Annotated in this window: 15 protein-coding genes; 11 read left to right on the top strand and 4 right to left on the bottom strand. The window is 69.3% G+C overall.

The window, feature by feature from the left end; translation table 11 throughout:
- Positions 1 to 133 precede the first annotated feature (133 nt).
- A complete protein-coding gene (locus tag NFR49_RS04685; protein WP_251158481.1) occupies positions 134 to 1,129 on the bottom strand; it encodes a hypothetical protein in 996 nt (331 codons plus the stop codon).
- Positions 1,130 to 2,049: 920 nt separating this feature from the next.
- Positions 2,050 to 4,485, bottom strand: a complete 2,436-nt coding sequence (locus tag NFR49_RS04680; protein ID WP_251158480.1) for a glycyl radical protein — start codon at positions 4,483 to 4,485, stop codon at positions 2,050 to 2,052.
- A gap of 118 nt (positions 4,486 to 4,603) precedes the next feature.
- On the opposite strand from NFR49_RS04680, the gene NFR49_RS04675 reads away from it, so the two are divergent.
- The 8 genes from NFR49_RS04675 (at position 4,604) to NFR49_RS04640 (ending at position 12,488) form a co-directional block, all read left to right on the top strand.
- Positions 4,604 to 5,572, top strand: coding sequence for a glycyl-radical enzyme activating protein (locus NFR49_RS04675; RefSeq protein ID WP_251158479.1), 969 nt, complete (start codon positions 4,604 to 4,606; stop codon positions 5,570 to 5,572).
- 105 nt (positions 5,573 to 5,677) lie between these two features.
- Positions 5,678 to 8,065 carry a LuxR C-terminal-related transcriptional regulator gene (locus NFR49_RS04670; protein WP_251158478.1) on the top strand — a complete coding sequence of 796 codons (2,388 nt, stop codon included), beginning with the start codon at positions 5,678 to 5,680 and terminating at the stop codon, positions 8,063 to 8,065.
- Positions 8,066 to 8,178: 113 nt separating this feature from the next.
- Positions 8,179 to 8,724, top strand: coding sequence for a hypothetical protein (locus NFR49_RS04665; protein ID WP_251158477.1), 546 nt, complete (start codon positions 8,179 to 8,181; stop codon positions 8,722 to 8,724).
- Positions 8,725 to 8,784: 60 nt separating this feature from the next.
- The gene (locus NFR49_RS04660) at positions 8,785 to 9,474 is read left to right on the top strand and encodes a hypothetical protein (protein ID WP_251158476.1); all 690 of its coding nucleotides are present in this window, start codon (positions 8,785 to 8,787) and stop codon (positions 9,472 to 9,474) included.
- Positions 9,474 to 10,364 carry a hypothetical protein gene (locus NFR49_RS04655; protein ID WP_251158475.1) on the top strand — a complete coding sequence of 297 codons (891 nt, stop codon included), beginning with the start codon at positions 9,474 to 9,476 and terminating at the stop codon, positions 10,362 to 10,364. Before NFR49_RS04660 ends, NFR49_RS04655 begins: the two co-directional genes overlap by 1 nt.
- 245 nt (positions 10,365 to 10,609) lie before the next feature.
- On the top strand, positions 10,610 to 11,191 hold the full coding sequence (locus NFR49_RS04650; RefSeq protein ID WP_251158474.1) for a hypothetical protein: 582 nt from the start codon (positions 10,610 to 10,612) through the stop codon (positions 11,189 to 11,191).
- Between the two features lie 38 nt (positions 11,192 to 11,229).
- Positions 11,230 to 11,874: an ATP-binding cassette domain-containing protein gene (locus tag NFR49_RS04645; protein ID WP_420840266.1), complete on the top strand. Its 645-nt coding sequence runs from the start codon at positions 11,230 to 11,232 to the stop codon at positions 11,872 to 11,874.
- Entirely contained in the window at positions 11,871 to 12,488 is a 618-nt protein-coding gene (locus tag NFR49_RS04640; RefSeq protein ID WP_251158472.1) for a DUF5028 domain-containing protein, read from the top strand. The genes NFR49_RS04645 and NFR49_RS04640 overlap by 4 nt, the downstream gene beginning before the upstream one ends.
- A gap of 50 nt (positions 12,489 to 12,538) precedes the next feature.
- Here the strand turns inward: NFR49_RS04640 and NFR49_RS10145 are convergent, their stop codons facing one another.
- Positions 12,539 to 12,661 (bottom strand): hypothetical protein, encoded by a 123-nt coding sequence (locus NFR49_RS10145; protein ID WP_275557135.1) that lies wholly within the window; start codon positions 12,659 to 12,661, stop codon positions 12,539 to 12,541.
- 87 nt (positions 12,662 to 12,748) lie between these two features.
- Positions 12,749 to 13,525, bottom strand: a complete 777-nt coding sequence (locus tag NFR49_RS04635; protein WP_251158471.1) for a GntR family transcriptional regulator — start codon at positions 13,523 to 13,525, stop codon at positions 12,749 to 12,751.
- Between the two features lie 136 nt (positions 13,526 to 13,661).
- Between NFR49_RS04635 and NFR49_RS04630 the strand changes: the two genes are divergently transcribed.
- The 3 genes from NFR49_RS04630 (at position 13,662) to NFR49_RS04620 (ending at position 17,058) form a co-directional block, all read left to right on the top strand.
- Positions 13,662 to 14,414, top strand: coding sequence for an N-acetylmannosamine-6-phosphate 2-epimerase (locus tag NFR49_RS04630; protein ID WP_251158470.1), 753 nt, complete (start codon positions 13,662 to 13,664; stop codon positions 14,412 to 14,414).
- A gap of 68 nt (positions 14,415 to 14,482) precedes the next feature.
- On the top strand, positions 14,483 to 16,789 hold the full coding sequence (locus tag NFR49_RS04625; protein WP_251158469.1) for a pyruvate formate lyase family protein: 2,307 nt from the start codon (positions 14,483 to 14,485) through the stop codon (positions 16,787 to 16,789).
- Positions 16,790 to 16,860: 71 nt separating this feature from the next.
- Positions 16,861 to 17,058, top strand: coding sequence for a hypothetical protein (locus NFR49_RS04620; protein WP_251158468.1), 198 nt, complete (start codon positions 16,861 to 16,863; stop codon positions 17,056 to 17,058).
- Positions 17,059 to 17,083: the final 25 nt, after the last annotated feature.

Raw genomic sequence — 17,083 nt, 5'->3', positions numbered from 1 at the left:
GGGCGCCCTTCACCGCAGAGAGCTGCATGTCGAACGGCCTTCTCCACAGGGAGCCGCACACCGGACGCCCCTTGCCGGCCCGTCGCGCACCCAGGGCCCTCCTCCGCAGGCAGCCGCGCACCCTCCCCGGCGATCACCACCATCGGTGGCGGCCGAAGCAGGCCCCATGGAGGGAGCTGCGGCGCCGGGCCGACGACGGCGAGAGCGGGTCGGGCCTCCGGCCGCGCAGGATGAGGGCGAGGTCGTCGACGAGCACGTCGGTCATGGACGGGATGGAAAGGGTCTCCCTGGCCATGCCGACGAGGTCGTCTCCCAGGGCCCGCGCGGCCAGGCGTCGCTGGTCGTCGCTTCCGCGGCGCCGGGGGTCGTCGTGCCACCAGCTCGAGTCGTACTCGCAGGCGAGGCGCTTCTCGGGCCAGTAGAAGTCGTAACGGATGGCCTGGTTCTCAGGGAGATGGACCCGGGCGCGCGGCGTGAGCTCCACGCGGTGGTTGAGCAGCGGGCTGGGGAGTCCGGCGCCCCCGGAGCGCCGCGGCGTCACGGCAAAGGCGGCGAACCCCGACTCCCGGGGCGACGCCGACCCGTCGATGACCCGGTCGGCGGCGCTGCGTGCGACATCCGCCCCAGGCGCCCCCGGGGCGAGGCTGTGAACCGCCTGCCGGAGGGCGTCGCCGTGGGTCTGCGGGGTCCTTGTCCCAAAGCCGCAGTCGAGGTCGGCGCGCAGCTCGTAGGTGCCGCAGAGCTGGAAGGCCAGGAGCAGCGTCTGGATCGCGTCGAGCTCGCGGCAGCGCAGCAGGAAGTGGAGGGCGGGGGAGACCACGTGGATGGGCTCCTCGCCGGGCCCGGTGCGCACGCGGCAGATGGCCCCGGGGAACAGCGGGCCCGACCACACGGGGCAGCGCAGCCTCGGCCGCCGTCGCCGTGCGGCCGCGGACGGGACCAGCACCTCCACGGGGACGTCTTGCTCGGGCACGCCGAGGAGCGCCGACGTCATGGCGAGGCAGTCCCGGTAGCGCGGCTTGCCCTCCAGGGCGCGGACCGCCCGGAGGGTGGGGAGGGAGGCGGAGAGGATCTGCGCACACTCCTCCTCCGAGTGCACCGGGGTGAGGGTCGCGTGCGAAAGGTACACGTTGCGCGCGCTTATGCCAGCCAGAACCAACGCCATGGCCGGAGCCTATCAAGGGTTCCGGGCTTTTGGGACGAAGGGGGCCGAGGTCGTTACAATCCGGTAATTTAAGTTAAGTATCTGACATATATAGTCAGAAATATGTCGAGTTGAGGTCAGTTATCAGTCGGAATTCTGCTGCGTGTTGTTGGGATGCGGCGGACGGTGGCAATCGATGGGGAGGGGCCGTTGCGGGGTCTTGGGGCTCCCTGCGGAGAAGGTCCTGGGGGTACGGGGCGTCGCGCGGAGAAGGGCGTCCGATGTGTGGCCTCTGCGGCAAAGGCCGTCCAATGCGCGGGTCCCCGGCGGTTCCCCGGCGAAGGCCGTCCGGTGCGCGATTTCTCACGGCAAAGGCCGTCCAATGCGCTGGTCCCCGGCGGGTCCCCGGCGAAGGGACCTGGGTGCGCGACAAAACCGCGGCGAAGGCGCCCGAGTGCGCGGCCCTGCGGCCAAGAGGCGTCGATGCGCGATTCAAGTGCAGCCAAAGGCGACGGATGAGCGATTTCCGGTCCTTTTCGCGCATTGGGAGGGGTTCGACGAGAATTTCCCGCGCATTCGGACGCCTTCGCCGGGCCGCCGCGCATCGAGGGCCGTTCGCCGGGCCGTCGCGTACCGGGGGGGGGCGCTCGCCGCAATCCTGCCGCAACCCACCGCGCACCGGGGCCATTCGCCGCAACTACATCGCGCACCGGGAGCCATTCGCCGTGCCGTCGGCCTCCCGACGAGGGCCTTTGCGGGGATGCGGCCCTCCGCCCCCGCCTGCCGGAGCGCGTCTTGTGCTCCAGACGGGCGGGGGCCGGGGCGTTTTGCGGTGCTCGGGCTGGGGCCGCGGCCAAGCCGGCACCCGCGCCGCCGTCCGTCCGCCGGCCCGCCCCGTCTGCCGCCTAGAGCGCCTGCTCGGTGCGGGCGATGATGTCGTCCTGGGTGGCCCGGGAGAGCACGTTGAAGAACGCGGAGTAGCCGGCCACCCGCACGATGAGGTCGCGGTGGTTCTCGGGATGCTCCTGGGCGTCCAGCAGGGTCTCTCGGGACACCACGTTGAACTGCACGTGGTAGCCGTGGAGTCGGTTGAAGTAGGCCCTGAGCATGGACTCGAGCTTGATCTTGTTCTCGGGCCTCTCCAGCGTGGACGGGTTCACCTTCTGGTTGAGCAGCACGCCGCCGGTGATCTTCTCGGTGGGCAGCTTGGTGACCGACTTGAACACGGCGGTGGGGCCGTGGAGGTCGCGGTTGTGGGCCGGGCTGCAGCCCTCGGCGAGCGGCTCGCGGGCGTTGCGGCCGTCGGGCGTGGCCATGGTGCCCATGCCCTGACCCACGTTGGCGCTGATCGAGCTCGTGCCGGCGTAGCGGATGCCGCCCACGGGCCCGCGGCCGTGGCGGGTGCTCGGGTACTTGGCCACCTCGTCGATGTAGGAGTCGTAGGCCTCCACCACCAGACGGTCCACGTAGTCGTCGTCGTTGCCGTACTTGGGGGCGTCCTGCTGCAGCATGCGCTGGATGCGCTGGTTCTCGGGGCTCTGGAAGTCGTCGAGGATGGCGTCCCACAGCTGCTGCGGGGTGATCCGCCCCTCCTCGAAGACCAGCTTCTTCATGGCCGCCAGGGAGTCGGCCATGTTGGCGATGCCCACCTGCAGGCCGCTGATGAAGTCGTAGACGGCGCCGCCCTCCTTGATGGTCTTGCCGCGTCCGATGCAGTCGTCGGTGAGGGCGCTGCACAGCACGTCGGGGACGTCGCGCTCGCTGGCCAGGTCGATGGCGTTCTCCACGATCACGGAGTAGCGGCACATCTCGCGGATGGTCTTGTCCCAGGCGTCGAGGAGCTCGTCGTAGCTGGTCATCTCGGTGAAGCGACCGTAATCCTCGGTGAAGCGGCGGCCGGTGGTGAGGTCCACGCCGCCGTTCATGCAGCACAGGAGCAGACGCGGGAAGTTGAGGTAGCTCATGCCGGTGCAGCGGTAGCCCCACTTGCCGGGCACGGCGGTCTCCACGCAGCCGATGGCGGAGTAGTCGTAGGCGTCCTCGCGGGCCACGCCCCAGTCGATGAAGCTGGGGATGATGACCTCGTCGTTGTTCATGGCCGGCATGCCAAAGCCCAGGCGCATGACCTCCACGCACTCGTCGAGGAAGGCCGGGTCCATGGCCGCGTGGTAGCGCACGGTGAGGTTGGGCTGGGTGAGGCGGGTCTGGGCCACGGAGCGGAGCACCAGCCAGGAGAGCGGGTTCACGGCGTCTTGCGGCTCGCCGTCCACCAGGCGCTGGCCGCCGATGGTGACGTTCTGGTACATGGGGGAGCCGGCCGAGGAGAGCGTGTGGGCCTGGCTGCGCACCTTGTTGACGGTGAGGCTCTTGATCCAGAGGTTGGTGAGGAGCTCGAGGGCCTCGTCCTCGGTGATGCGGCCGGCGGCGAGGTCGGCCTCGTAGAAGGGGAGCAGGTACTGGTCCAGGCGGCCGTAGGACAGGGAGTGGCCGTTGGACTCGATCTGCAGGATCACCTGGAGGAACCACACGGCCTGGACGGCCTCGCGGAAGGTGCGGGCGGGCTCGTAGGGCACGCGCTCGCAGGCCTCGGCCATGGCGAGGAGCTCGGCGGCGCGGGTGGGCTCGGCCTCGGCGGCCTGGGCGCGGGCGAGCTCGGCGTAGCGGCCGGCGAAGCGGCGCACGGCGTCGACGACCTCGAGGACGGCGTTGTAGAAGACGCGCTTGTCGATGGAAGCCGGGTCGGTGAGGTCGAGCCCCGCGCTCAGCCTGCGGGCGCGCTCCTCGTAGCCGCGCAGGCCCTCGGCGAGCACGCGGCGGTGGTTCACGGCCAGGTGGGCGTCGCCGGCGTTGAGCTTGCCCTCCATGCCAAAGAGCCCGGTCTCCATGAAGACGGAGACCTCCTCGGGGAGCAGGGCCTCGCCGCGGGCGCGCAGGTTGTTGCCCTCCCAGAACGGGGCGATGGAGCGGATCTGCTCCTTGGTCTCCTCGGTGATGTGGAAGACGTCGCCGTCGCGCTTCTCGAAGAGGTCGAGCTCGTCGAGGACGAAGCCGAGGGTGTACTCGGGGAAGACCGGGGCGTTGCAGTTCTTGGTGGCCTGGTTGCCGCAGATGAGGGTCTCGGGCTCGATGTAGACGGTCATGGCGTCGAGGATGTGGGAGAGCATGAGGGCGCGGCGCATCACGGGCGGCTGGGCCCTGGTCTGCTTGTAGGACTCCGTGCAGAGGACGGCGCGCTCGCCGTCGACGTAGGGGCGCTCGTCGAGCACGGCCTCGCGGAAGCGCCGCATGCGGGGCGTGAGCTCTCCGAAGTGGTCGAGCAGGGACTGCCGTTGGGACGTCATGGGTTCCTCCTGGGGGTGCGCCTGAAAGCCGCTTGATGCTTGCTACCATTGAGAGCATAGCCTAGTATCGCTTACGAAACAAGAATTACTTACGAACGAAAGAGATTGTGGAGCACCCATGGGGACGACGGCACCGGTCTTCAACATCCAGAAGTTCAGCCTCGACGACGGGCCCGGCATCCGCACGGTGGTCTTCCTCAAGGGCTGCCCCCTGCGCTGCGCCTGGTGCGCCAACCCCGAGAGCCAGGCGGCCTACACGCAGCTCGAGTGGGACGCGCGCTCCTGCCGCGGGTGCGGCGCCTGCGCGGCCGCGAGCGAGGCCGTGACGCTGGCCTTTGACGGGGACGGCTCGCCCCGCGTGACGGTGGACCACCGGCGCCTCGCCGCCGAGGGCGGCCAGGGGGCCGTGGCCGACGCCTGCCGGTGGGGCGCCATGACGCCCGTGGGCGCGGACCGCGCCGTGGACGAGGTGGTAGGGGAGTGCCTCAAGGACAAGCCCTTCTACGAGGAGTCCGGCGGCGGCGTGACCTTCTCGGGAGGGGAGGCGCTGCTCTGGCCCGACTTCGTCGTGGAGGCGGCGGGCCGTCTCCACGACGAGGGGGTGCCGTGCGCCATGGAGACCACGGGCCACGCGGCCCCGGAGGTCTTTGAGCGGGTGCTCGGGGTGCTCGACCTCGTGCTCTTCGACGTGAAGCACTGGGACGACGCGCGCCACCGCGAGGGCACGGGCGTGGGCCTGGAGAGGATCGGCGCCAACCTGAGGCGCGCCTTCTCCTCGGGGGTCGACGTGCTCTGCCGCACGCCGGTGATCCCGGGCTTCAACATCGACGCGTCCCTGTCCGACGACGCGGTGGCCGAGACGGCCGACGGTCTGGCCGGGTGGGTCCTCTCGGCCTGGCGCGACGCCGGCCGCGGGGGCGACGGGAGGCCCAGGCTGCAGCTATTGCCGTTCCACCAGTTCGGCGAGAACAAGTACGCGCTGCTGGGCCGCGACTACGGCCTGGAGGGGGTGGCCCAGCTGCGCCCCGAGGACGTGGAGCCGTTGGCGAGGGCCCTCCGCGAGCGGGGCGTGGACGCGTTCGTGTAGCGCGGGGGCGGGCCGCTCGCCCGACTCGCCGTCCATACAGCCCGGAGCTGATGAATCGCGCCGTGCCCTCCTCTAAGGTGAAAACCTGATATTGAGGAGGATGGAATGGTCGATAAGCCGAGACTGCCGGGCGTCTTGCTGCTCCTGTGGGGCGCCCTCCTGTTCGGGGCGGCGCCGCTGGTGCGCGAGGGCGGTCCGTCGCTCGCGGGAAGCGGGTACTGCCTCGTGGCGTTGGGCCTGGTAGGCGGCGCCGCTGCCGCGATCGTCGCCGACCGCCGCGTGGGGGAGTGGCGGCTCTCCCCGTGGCGGGCGCCGCTCCGCCGGGTCGCCGCGCTCTCGGCCGCGGCCGCCCTCCTCCTCCCCGTGGCAGTGGACGTCCTGCCCCCGGTCCTCCAGGAGCCGGCACAGGTCCCGTCGGCGAGCCCGCTCCTCCTGTTGCACCCGCCCGTCCTGTTGGCTGCGGCCTCCTTGGGCGCCTTCTCCCTCGTCGATGGGCTGCCTACGGCGGCCCCGCAGACTGCGGCCATGTCGCCCGTCATCGTGTGCGCCGACGCCGTCGTGGCCGGCTCGTCCGTGGCCGTTGCGTGGGCGACCGGCTCGGGCGCCCCGTTTGTTCCGGCCGCCGGCGGGCTCCTCTGCGTCGCGGCCGTACGCCCGCTCTCGCGGGAGGAGGCCGCACGGGCCGTGGGTGCCTTCTCCCTCGGTCCCTTGGTCGCCGGCTCCCTCGGCCGCGTCGCACCGCTCCCCGCCGTGGGGGCGCTGCTGCTGGCGGTGCTGGGGGCCCTCGTCGCGCTCGGTGTCGGTGCCCGGCTCGCCAGCCTGCGCCCCCGGCGTGAGGAGCCTGCGGCCCCGGCCTCGACCCCGGCCCCGGCCCCGGCCGTCGTTGCAGCCTCCCTCGGCCTCTCCGAACGCGAGCAGGAGGCCGTGGCCTGCCTGCTCCAGGGCATGACGTCCGAGGAGTCCGCGGCCGTTATGGGGGTCAAGGCCCCGACGGTGCGTACGTACCTGCGGCGCGCCTGCCAGAAGGCGGGGGTGACCAACGGCGACGCCCTCCGGTCCCTGTTGGGCGAGGGCCCGGCCGAGGAAGACGGCCCCGCATCCGCCGAGCCGGTCCAAGCTCCCGCCTCCGCACTCCCCGCCGCCTGGGCCCTGACGGTCCTGACCGTCCTCCTCCTCGTGGCGCCCATGGGCCGTCAGTCCGTCTGGGGGGCGGGGACGCCGCAGGTCATCGGCTGCGCTTGGGGGCTCGCGGCGTTCGCGCTCCTCGGGAGACGGGCAGGGTGCCGCGTGAGCGACCTTGTTGCCGGCAGTGCGGCGGCGCGTGCCGTTGCCGGGGGCGCGGCGGCCCTGGCCCTCACCGTGGCCTGCGCCCTCGGCGCCGCTACCCTGGACGTGACGATGCCCGCCGCCCCCTCCGTGGCGCTGACGGCGTGCCTGTCGCGTGGGGCGGCTGTGGCCCTCTGCCTGTGGGGCCTGCGCTGGGCCATCTCGGTGGCGGGCGCCTTCCCGCACCCGGCCAGGTTCGTCGTCGCCGGTGTTGCCGGGGCCGTCTGCACGGTCTCGCAGGCGGCGTGGCTCGCCGCCATGGCCGTCGCCCTCCTCGGCGTGGTCGGCTTTGGGACCATGGCCTGGCTCGAGGGGTGCCCGGGGCCCCACCAGCCCAAGGGGGATGCCCCGACACCGCGCCTGTTCACGCTTGCGGTCTGGGGTGTCGCCGGCATCGGGTCCGGCCTTCTTCTGGAGGAGGGTTGGCGCCTGCTCAACGCCACGAGCCTCGCGCACCTCGTCGTCCCCCTCGCCGCGGGGCTTGCGGCGGTCACCCCGTGGCTCGCACCGCGCTCGCTGGCGTCGCGGCCCCTTCCGAGGACAGCCCGCGCCGTATTGACGCTGATCGCTGCCACCGGCTCCGTCACGCTCGCCGCTACTCGTCCCCAGCTCCTCCTCTTCTCGGTGGTCGGACTGCTGCTCGGCACCGTCGCGGCGGTGCTCGCCCGCTCCTACGCCCCCGACGCCCGGGGCGCGTTGGGGCGCTGCGTGGCCGCCGGGACCGCCGGGGGGATGCTCGCGGCGTTCCTCGGCGCCTCGGTCCACGGCGACGTGACGGGCTACAACCAGGTGGCCCTCGAGGCCGTGGGCGGCATCGCCATGGTCCACGGGCTCGCGGCCTACGCGGTGGGAACGGTGAGCCTCGTCGCCGTGGTGGCATGGTGCGCGGCGCTCCACGGTGCAGGCGTCGACGGCGAGGCTCTGCACAGGGACGACGGTGACGCGGACGACGCTGTGCGGGCGTGGCTGGAGTCGGCGGGCCTGGGCGCGCTCCAGTGCGAGGTCGCTCTCGGAATTTATCGGAACGAGAGCGGCCCGGAGCTGTCGGAGCGCCTCAACTACTCCCGCAGCTACATCAACAACATACGCAACTCCGTCTACCGGCAGCTGGGCGTGCACGGGCGCGCGGAGCTCGTCGACGCCATAACCCGAGCTAAATCCCTGTAATCAGCAGAAGGTACGCAGGTCGGTAGCCCCTGATGACAGACGAGGACCCCTCCGGTGCCGTATCAAGGTGCCACGGGATCCCGATTGTTAGCAAGAGGAAGCGAAGGAGCGAGATGATCATGCGAACCAACGCGAAACGTGTCATCGTGACGGCGCTGTTTGCCGCAGCGGTCGGGCTCGGGCCGGCCGTCCCCGCCCTGGCCGACGTTGCCGACGGCTACACCCCGCCCTCGGTGCAGGAGGAGAACGTTCCGACGAACCCTGGGGCAATTGAGCCTATGGCCAACACGTCTGACGAACCCTATGCCTTTAGGATGGGGGCAAACGGAACGTACGCCACTCCGGGCCGTGCGAAGCAGGATGCGAGCTCCACATACGTCAAAGTCACTACCATATCTCAGGCTTGCCGTCTCTACGTTGACGGTGGTACCAGCAGCAACGGTCCCTGGTACAACCAGACGTGTTATGCCTCTACGGGCAAGTCTGGTGGGTACGCGAATGCAACTCGAGTGGGGCAGTGGCGAATTCGTCAAAATGTGTATGAGAATGGTTTCCGGTGGGCTCGCCTGTCTGCCTGGGCGAATAACGGGACGACTTACATCGCGGGCGAATGGAGCCCTGATAGCTACGGTTCGTATACGGCGATTAACGGCGGCTGAGTAACCTTTGCCCTCGGGGCGCCCAAAAAGCGCCCCGAGGGTCTGGTCCTGGAGGAGACCATGCGCATTAAAAGAGGTGAGATCGCCGCCGCCGTTGTAGTCGTCTGTGCGGTGGTGGGGATTTGGGCGTTCGGCCAGGTTCGCGCCCGTGTTGAGGACGACCAGCGGCGCTCCTTCGAAGAGACCCACAAGGAGCGCTATCCGGAACAGGCGGTCATCGTGCTGGACAGCGAGGAGCAGAGGCAGTGCGTAGACGACGAAGGCCATGCCTACTCTGCCGACTTTGGCTGGGAGGGCCGCATGGAGGCAGTCGTCGAAGAACCCGTTTTCTTTGACGACCCATCGAAGGTCCCTGGCTTGAACCTCGATGAAATGCAGGGCGGGGATGGCTCCTTTGACTCCGTTCTGGCTGTGAAGATCAAGCTGACCAACGTCAGTGCCGAGAGCCTCGACGCAAAAGACGGCGGTGCCGGTTCAGATGAGTTCCACGCGGGCATTTTCCGTCTGCAGGGTGTCTCCATCGACAACGAGGTTCTTTTGGCGGGAAAGGGCGATCTGGCTCCGACCCCCAACAATCGACTCCATTTTGTTCTTCCTCCCGGCGAATCGACGACTCTGGAGATCGCGTACGGCGTCGATGCTCCTGATGGCTTAAACCAAGCGGTTCTCAACATCGGTGCTGTCGGTTCTGGTGCCGACAAGATCTCCGTCGATCTGGCGCCGGTCTCGGTCGAGGGGGGTGAGGCGTGATGAGCATTCTTCTCTCCATGGAGCTTCGCAAGGCCTTTGGGGGAGCACCGTTCAAGATTGCGTTGGGAGTCGGGACGCTCTTGGCCTTGGTGAGTGCAGGTACCTTCGTCTTCTGGTTCTCTGGTTATGTGGTTGGAGACGACGGGTCGGTCGTTAATCTCGGAGTGTACGAGATTGCCGTTCCCGACGAGTACTACGGGATGCTGAGCCTGAACTCCCCGTTCTACGCCTGTATGTCGCGTGACAATACCGTTCCGGCATCAACGCTCTTTTTCGTTCTTGCGCCGCTGCTGTGCCTTCTGCCGTATGCGTGGTCGTACCGGAGCGAGCTGACGGATGGTTATTTGGCTCAAGTGTATGTTCGGACGTTTCGGGCCCCCTACTATCGGGCGAAGGCTGCTGCGGTGTTTTTGAGCGCATTCGTAGCGGTGATTGTGCCGCAGGTGGTCAACTTCATCGTGCTCTGTTGCATCTACCCGCTCTATACACCGACACCCGTCGACTCTTTCTATACCGGCATCAGCAATGGCAGCCCTTGGTCGCAGCTCTATTATTCAGCGCCATTGTTATATGTATCTATATATTTTCTAGTATCTTCAATACTTGCAGGTGTCTGGTCGACATTCGTGTTGTCCCTTTCGTTCTTCATCTCGAATCGGGTCGTGCTGCTGGTGGGTCCGTTCCTCGCGATGAGATTATTGTCTGCGGCATGGGTCATGGTGCTTTCGGCTCAAGGGGTCTGGGGTCCGGAGCTGGGTCTCTCGGAGCTTATGCGGATGGCAAGCGACGGCTACCACCTGAATCCTTGGATCATGCTGGGCGAATGCCTTCTCCTCGCCTTGGTCTCCATTTTTATTTCTCGTCGGCAGTTACGTGGTGACGTGGTATGAGAACCTTTCTTACGATGCTGCGGCTTGATCTGTACGAGGGCGTGAGGGCCACCGCTCGATGGTGGGCGATAGCTCTTGCGTTTGCCCTGCTCGTCCTGTTGACTTTTGTTCCACTTGCCCGGTTGTATGGCGCCGGCGCGTATCTACCTGCATCATGGGCGGACTACGTCGCGTTTCTGTTCATGGGATCACGAAGGATAGCTGACGGTCCGTTTCGCCTCCCCGTCGCGTGGCTCGGCCTCGTCATGGTCGCGCTGTTCCTCGTGCTCTGGTATCCCTACCGCGACCTCATGGGCGCCGGTCAGCGCCTTCTCGTACAGGGCGGCAGCCGATGGGCCTGGTGGGTCTCCAAGGTCGCATGGGTGACCCTCAGCGTCGCGGTCTTCTGGCTGCTGACGGCCGCGGCCGCCTTGGCGGTCTGCATAGCGACCGGCGGGGACGTGTCCTTCGAGATAGGCCAGGCCCCCGGCATCGCGGCCAACCTAGAGCCGTCCGTGCTCTCGCCGGTGCCGGGTGACGGCGCCGCGTTTGTGGCCGGGACCCTGCTTGCGCTGGTCGCGCTCGCGTTGCTGCAGCTCACGGTCTCGCTGGCGGTGTCTCCTCTCTGCGGCTACGGGGTCTCGGTGAGCCTGTTCGTGTGCGCGGTGTTCATCGACGCCCCGTGGCTGGTCCCGGTCTACCTCATGGGTGCCCGGTGCGAGCCCGCCGTCGTGGACGGTCTCGACCCCGCGGCCGGCATGGCCGTCTCCCTGGCGGTCTGCGTCGCGAGCGTCCTTGTCGGGGGCCGGATCTTCTCGACCATGAACATCCTTCCTAAGGAGCGCTGATTGCCGTGGCTGTGATTGTGAACGATGTCTCTGCGTCCATCCGGGGCGTCACGGTGCTCGACCACGTGAGCGCCACCTTTGAGAACGGGCGGATCTCGGGTCTCGTGGGCCCCAACGGCTCGGGCAAGACCATGCTTCTGCGCGTGGTCGCGGGCCTTGTGCGCCCCTGCGGCGGCACGGTGACGGTCGACGGCGCCACGCTCTGGCGCGACGTGTCGTTTCCGCCGGACGTCGGCCTCCTCATCGAGAACCCCCAGTTCCTGGACGACCGCACGGGTCTCGAGAACCTTCTCATCCTCGCCTCGATCCGCGAGGTCGTGGGTCCGGAGGAGGTTAGGGACGCGATTTCGGCGTTCGGCCTCGACCCCGACGACCCGCGCCGGTTCTCCAAGTACTCCCTGGGCATGAAGCAGCGCCTGGGCCTGGCCGCGGCCTTCATGGAACGCCCGCGCACGCTGCTGCTCGACGAGCCCACCAACGCCCTGGATTCCGAGGGGCTGCGGCTCTTCTCGGAGCGCGTGCGTTCGGCCCGGCGCTCCGGTGCCGCCGTCGTGCTCGCCTCCCACGACCGTCACCTCATCGACGAGATCGCCGACGGGGTCTGGGCCATGGGGGAGGGCCGTATGGAGAGCCCGGGTCTCGGGGCCGCGGATCCGTCCGTCGAGAGGGGTGGTGGCGCATGACAAGGAGGCGATGGGTCCTCGTGACCGTGGCCGTTCTCGCGGCCGCCGTGGTGACGGCCCGCATCCTGTACGTGAACCTCTCGGCGCCCCACGTGCCGGTGGAGCATCACCGGGTGGGGGAGCGGGTGGAGCTGGACGGCGCCTTTCTCTTCGAGCGTGACACCGAGAGCACCGACGGCTACTCCGTGACGGTGGAGAAGGCCGAGGTCGTGACCCCGGCGCAGTACCTCTCGTCCATGGGTGTCGGCGACGGGGGCGTCCCCTGGGCGGACGAGCCGTACGTCCTCGCGGTGACCATGGAGGTGGAGAACGAGGGCAACGACACCGGGTACATCGACCTGGTCACGTTGGGCGTCATCGACGGCGGCGGGGACGACATGGTCCAGGTGGACGCCGACCTGCTGTACCGCGCCTACCCCCAGATCGACGGGAACCCGGTGCTCAAGCTCGTCAGGGACTCCGAGTTCACGCTGACGGTGCCCTTCTCCCTCAAGGGCCAGGGCCCCTACTTCCAGGAGGCCACTGGCGCCTACCCGGTGCCCTTCGAGCGAGGGCGGTGCGAGCTGGTGCTCTCCAACCAGCCGGTGCAGAAGCTGGTGGACCTGGACGTGTGATCGCGGTGGCTGCCGGGGCGCGGTGCGGCCGCGCGCCCCGCGCCCCGCCGCTACCGCGAGCGCAGGTGCTGGTAGAGCGCGATGGCGAAGGCGACGGCCCAGTAGAGCGCCCAGGCCACGAGGGCGATTGCGCCGATGCATACCAAGACCATGAGCAGGGAGAAGCCGTTCACGGAGACCTCCTCGGCACGAGGGGTTGGCTACCGTTCAAAGTATACCCTGTTGAATGATTTTCTTCCAGCCGGCCCGGTCGCCGGGCCCTACTCCGCCGGGCCCCAGCTCACGCCGTCGCGCTTGAGGTGCACGGAGAAGCGCGTGTGGTCGCCCGGGGCCACCACGTGGCTCATCTCGAACGGCCTGCCCCGGCCGTCGGCGGCCGTGCGCGTGATCCTGAACGCGGCGCTGCGGCACGCCCTGCCGAGGAGCTCGGCCTCCCGCCTGCCCAGGAGCACGCTCTCGTAGATCTCGGTGGCCTGGGCCGCCTCCACGCCCCAGCCGCCGGCCAGTGCCGCGTAGAGGGACCCGGTCACGTCGGCCTCGGTCAGGCCGGGGAAGAGCCGGCAGGGCAGGTAGCTCGTCTCCAGGGACATCACCACGTCGTCGGCCATGCGCAGGCGCTCCACCCTGAACACGTCCTCGCCGGCCGGCAGCCCCAGGGCGTCGGCCACGGCCTGGTCGGGCCGCCCCGTGGAGAACGAGAGCACCCGGTTGGCCGGCTCCATGCCGGCGGCGCGCACCACGCCCGAGAAGTCGTACAGGCTGTTGAGCGTGCGGCGCATGGTGGCGGGTGCCACGAAGGTGCCCTTGCCGGCCCTCCGTGTGACCATGCCCTCGTCCACCAGGGCGGAGAGCGCCGCGCGCACCGTGGAGCGGCCTACGCCCAGGGCCTGGCAGATCTCCTTCTCGGTGGGCAGCGGGTCCTCCGGTGCCAGCGCCCCCTCCGTGACGAGGGAGCGCAGGGCCTGGGCGATCTGCTTGTAGAGGGGTTGGGCGGCGGTGGGGTCGACGGCGGCGACCAAGGCTTCCAAGGTATCCATGGCCCCCATGGTATATCACCGCGTCCCTCCAAAACCCCCGTTGCAAATGTACCAAACATTTGCCATGATGGCCCCAGGGAGAGACAGCGCCCCGGGTCCCGGCCCGGGGGTGCAGATACGAGCCCTTGGAGGAGCCATGTTCCACAGCCCGCGTCCCAACGTCCGCGACCTCGTCGACCCCATGGCGGGCGGCCTGATCGTGAGCTGCCAGGTCCAGCACGACGACCCCATCTACACGCCCGACATGGTGGTCAAGATGGCCGAGGCCGCCGCGTGGGCCGGCGCCGTGGGCATCCGCGCCAACAGCCCCGAGCAGATCCGCGCCATCAAGGAGGCCGTCGACCTGCCGGTGATCGGCCTCTGGAAGGTCTGGCACCCCGACACCGACGTCTTCATCACGCCCACCATGGCCGAGGTGGACGCCATCGTGGAGGCCGGCGCCGACATCGTGGCCCTCGACTGCACGTTCCAGACCACCCACGAGGGCACCCGCGCGGCCGACCTGCTGCCCCGGGTGCGCGAGCGCCACCCGGAGACCCCCGTCTTCGCCGACGTCTCCAACGCCGAGGAGGCCCGCCTGGCTGTCGCCAACGGGGCCGACATCGTGGCGCCCACCCTCTACGGCTACACGGCCGAGACGGCCCACATCGAGGGCGCAGACTACCGCATGTTCGCCGGGTTCTGCCGCGACCTGGGCGACAAGGCCTACGTGATGATGGAGGGGCACCTCTACACCCCCGAGGACGCCATGAAGTGCGTGTTCCTCGGCGCCCACGCCGTGGTGGTGGGCAGCGCCATCACCCGCCCGCACCTCACGGCCAAGCGCTTCGTGGACCTGCTCGGCGGCTACCGCGACAACTGGAGGGACGCCGAGCGCGCCAGCCACTGATCCGCCGCCCGCCCGCAGCCCGTAGTCCGTAGTCCGTAGCCCGCCCGCCGCTTCCGAGGAGGAGCACCATGGCCCGCACCGATGTCGAGGGCGCCCAGAACGTCGAGGTCTCGCGCCCCATCCCCTGCGAGAAGACCCCCGCCGAGCAGCTGGCGGTCATGGAGCGCTACACGGCCGTCCACCGCGACGCCACGGAGCGCGGCCTCTCGCGCCTCGAGCGCGAGGTCGCCTGCCTCGAGGTGATCTACCCGGCGCTCTTCCGATCCATCGGCGACGACGACACCATCGCCGGCCGCCTGGACTTCCTGCCCGTGGGCTTCGGCTGCGTGACGTCGCTCGGCGGCGTGGGGCACTACTGCGTCTTCCACAAGCTCCGCGCCTTCAAGGAGCGGCTCGGGACCACGGGGGAGCGCGCCCGCGTGGACGCCCTGCTCGACTACTGGCGCGACCACGACGTCAAGGCCCTCTACTGCGACGAGGTGCTCGACGACGCCTGCGTGGGCCGCTTCATCGACTGCAGCTACCCCTTCATGGCCACGGCGCGCCTCTCGGGCATGATGCTCGACTACGGCAAGCTGCTGCGCCTCGGCGTGGACGGCATGGCCGACCTCGTGGCCTCGGGGGAGCGGGGAGACTTCCGCGACGCCTGCGGCCGCGCCCTCGACCTCTTCGGCGCATGCATCGACCGCCAGGTGGAGCTCGTGGGGGAGGCCCTGGCCCGCTGCGGGAGCCGCGAGCAGGGCCGCGCCGCCGAGCTCCGCCTCATGGCCGACGACCTCCGCGCCGTGCGCCACGGCCCTCCCCGCACCTTCCATCAGGCGCTCCAGCTCTTCTGGCTCTACGCCCTCGTGTCGGGTTGCATCAACTACGGCCGCCTGGACGTCCTGCTCGGCGACTACCTCGAGGCCGACATCCGGGCCGGCCGCATCACCGAGGACGACGCCTACCGGTGGCTCCGCGGCCTCTGGACCATGATCGAGAACCGCCGCACCACCGTGAACGGCCGCATCGTCGTGGGCGGCTACGGCCGGCCCAACCCCGACGCGGCGGACCGCCTCTGCAGCATCGCCCTGCGCGTGTGCCGCGACTGCCGCTACGTGGAGCCCCAGTTCACCCTGCGCTTCTGCCGCGAGACCCCCGCCGACATCATGGACGCCGCCTACACCTGCATCGCCGAGGGCGCCACCTACCCCACGCTCTACAACGACGACGTCGAGGTGCCGGCCGTGGGGGCCGCCATGGACGTGCCCCGCGCCGTGGCCGAGCAGTACGTGCCCTTCGGCTGCACGGAGTTCGTGATCCAGGGCAAGTCGGTGGGCACGCCCAACACCCTCGTCAACCTGCTCAAGATCCTGCAGATGAGCCTCCACGGCGGCGTGGACCCCCAGGACGGCGTCCAGAAGGCCGGCCCCGTGGCCGTGCGCCCCCTGGCGGAGCTCCGCACCTTCGAGGACGTCTGGGACAACTACACGGCCCTCCTCGACCACTACCTGGACCTCGCCGAGAGCTGCCAGACGGCCAGCTACCGGGTGATGAACCGCGAGGTGGGCTTCCTGTTCGCCTCCATGCTCACCGACGACTGCCTCGGCCGCGGTCGGGCCCTCCTCGACGGCGGTGTGGAGATCCTGGGCGGCACCTGCGAGACCTACGGCAACATCAACGCCTCCGACTCCCTCTGGGCCCTCAAGACCCTGGTGTTCGACGAGGGCCGCTACACCCTGGAGGAGGTCGTGGCCGCCTGCGACGCCGACTTCACCTCCGCCGACACCGCCGAGGCCGCGCGCCTGGCCCGCATCCAGGCCGACCTCAAGGCCGCCGACAAGTACGGCAACGACCTCGAGGGGCCCGACGCCATGGCGGACCGCCTCTACGAGCACGTGGCCCGGGGCGTGCGCGACCGCGGGCGCGCCGCCGGCATGGGCTACCTGCTCATCGTCATCTCCAACAACCAGACCAACACCGACTGGGGCCTCCAGACCGCCGCGAGCCCCGACGGCCGCCCGGCCGGCCTCTACATGAACCCGGCCAACAACCCCCAGGCCGGGGCGGCGAGGAGCGGCCCCACGGCCATGCTCAAGTCGCTGGTCAGGTTCGACCCGGCGCTCCATGCGGGCTCCGTGCAGAACATCAAGCTCACGCCCCAGGCCTTCTCCTGCCACCCGGGCAAGGTGCGCGCGCTGTTCGACACCTACTTCGCCCTCGGCGGCTGCCAGCTCATGGTCACCGTGGTGGACCGCGGCCAGCTCGAGGACGCCCAGCGCCACCCCGAGCTCTACCCCGACCTGCTTGTGCGCGTGGCGGGCTACTCGGCGGTGTTCGTGGACCTGCCCCGCGAGGTGCAGGACGAGGTCATGAGCCGCATGCTGTGGGATTGACGGTCTTGAATCAGGGGACGGCCCGGCGCGGGTATCACCCACGGGAAGACAACCCGAGGAAAGGACCTGTCATGGACAACGAGACCGAGGAGATCCTGGGCGAGCACGCCTGCGACATCGACGTCGACGCCGAGCTCAAGGAGGCCGGGGAGGACCACGGCATGCTCGAGGGCGACGTCAACACCGTCGAGGGCGCCGGCAAGGACGAGGGCCACGACGGCCGCCACCGCTACGGCAAGCTCAAGGAGCACCGTCACGAGAAGCACTAACCCCCGGTGGGCAGGTGCCGGCAGC

The sequence above is a fragment of the Caniella muris genome, assembly GCF_943193035.1.
Lineage (GTDB): Bacteria > Actinomycetota > Coriobacteriia > Coriobacteriales > Atopobiaceae > Granulimonas > Granulimonas faecalis.
This window is presented reverse-complemented; position numbering and strand designations above follow the sequence as displayed.

Bases quoted from the DNA above. Each gene is read 5' to 3' on its own strand.
- NFR49_RS04680 (WP_251158480.1), bottom strand. From the start codon at position 4,485: ATGACGTCCCAACGGCAGTCCCTGCTCGACCACTTCGGAGAGCTCACG.
- NFR49_RS04675 (WP_251158479.1), top strand. From the start codon at position 4,604: ATGGGGACGACGGCACCGGTCTTCAACATCCAGAAGTTCAGCCTCGAC.
- NFR49_RS04670 (WP_251158478.1), top strand. From the start codon at position 5,678: ATGGTCGATAAGCCGAGACTGCCGGGCGTCTTGCTGCTCCTGTGGGGC.
- NFR49_RS04665 (WP_251158477.1), top strand. From the start codon at position 8,179: ATGATCATGCGAACCAACGCGAAACGTGTCATCGTGACGGCGCTGTTT.
- NFR49_RS04660 (WP_251158476.1), top strand. From the start codon at position 8,785: ATGCGCATTAAAAGAGGTGAGATCGCCGCCGCCGTTGTAGTCGTCTGT.
- NFR49_RS04655 (WP_251158475.1), top strand. From the start codon at position 9,474: ATGAGCATTCTTCTCTCCATGGAGCTTCGCAAGGCCTTTGGGGGAGCA.
- NFR49_RS04650 (WP_251158474.1), top strand. From the start codon at position 10,610: ATGGTCGCGCTGTTCCTCGTGCTCTGGTATCCCTACCGCGACCTCATG.
- NFR49_RS04640 (WP_251158472.1), top strand. From the start codon at position 11,871: ATGACAAGGAGGCGATGGGTCCTCGTGACCGTGGCCGTTCTCGCGGCC.
- NFR49_RS04635 (WP_251158471.1), bottom strand. From the start codon at position 13,525: ATGGATACCTTGGAAGCCTTGGTCGCCGCCGTCGACCCCACCGCCGCC.
- NFR49_RS04630 (WP_251158470.1), top strand. From the start codon at position 13,662: ATGTTCCACAGCCCGCGTCCCAACGTCCGCGACCTCGTCGACCCCATG.
- NFR49_RS04625 (WP_251158469.1), top strand. From the start codon at position 14,483: ATGGCCCGCACCGATGTCGAGGGCGCCCAGAACGTCGAGGTCTCGCGC.
- NFR49_RS04620 (WP_251158468.1), top strand. From the start codon at position 16,861: ATGGACAACGAGACCGAGGAGATCCTGGGCGAGCACGCCTGCGACATC.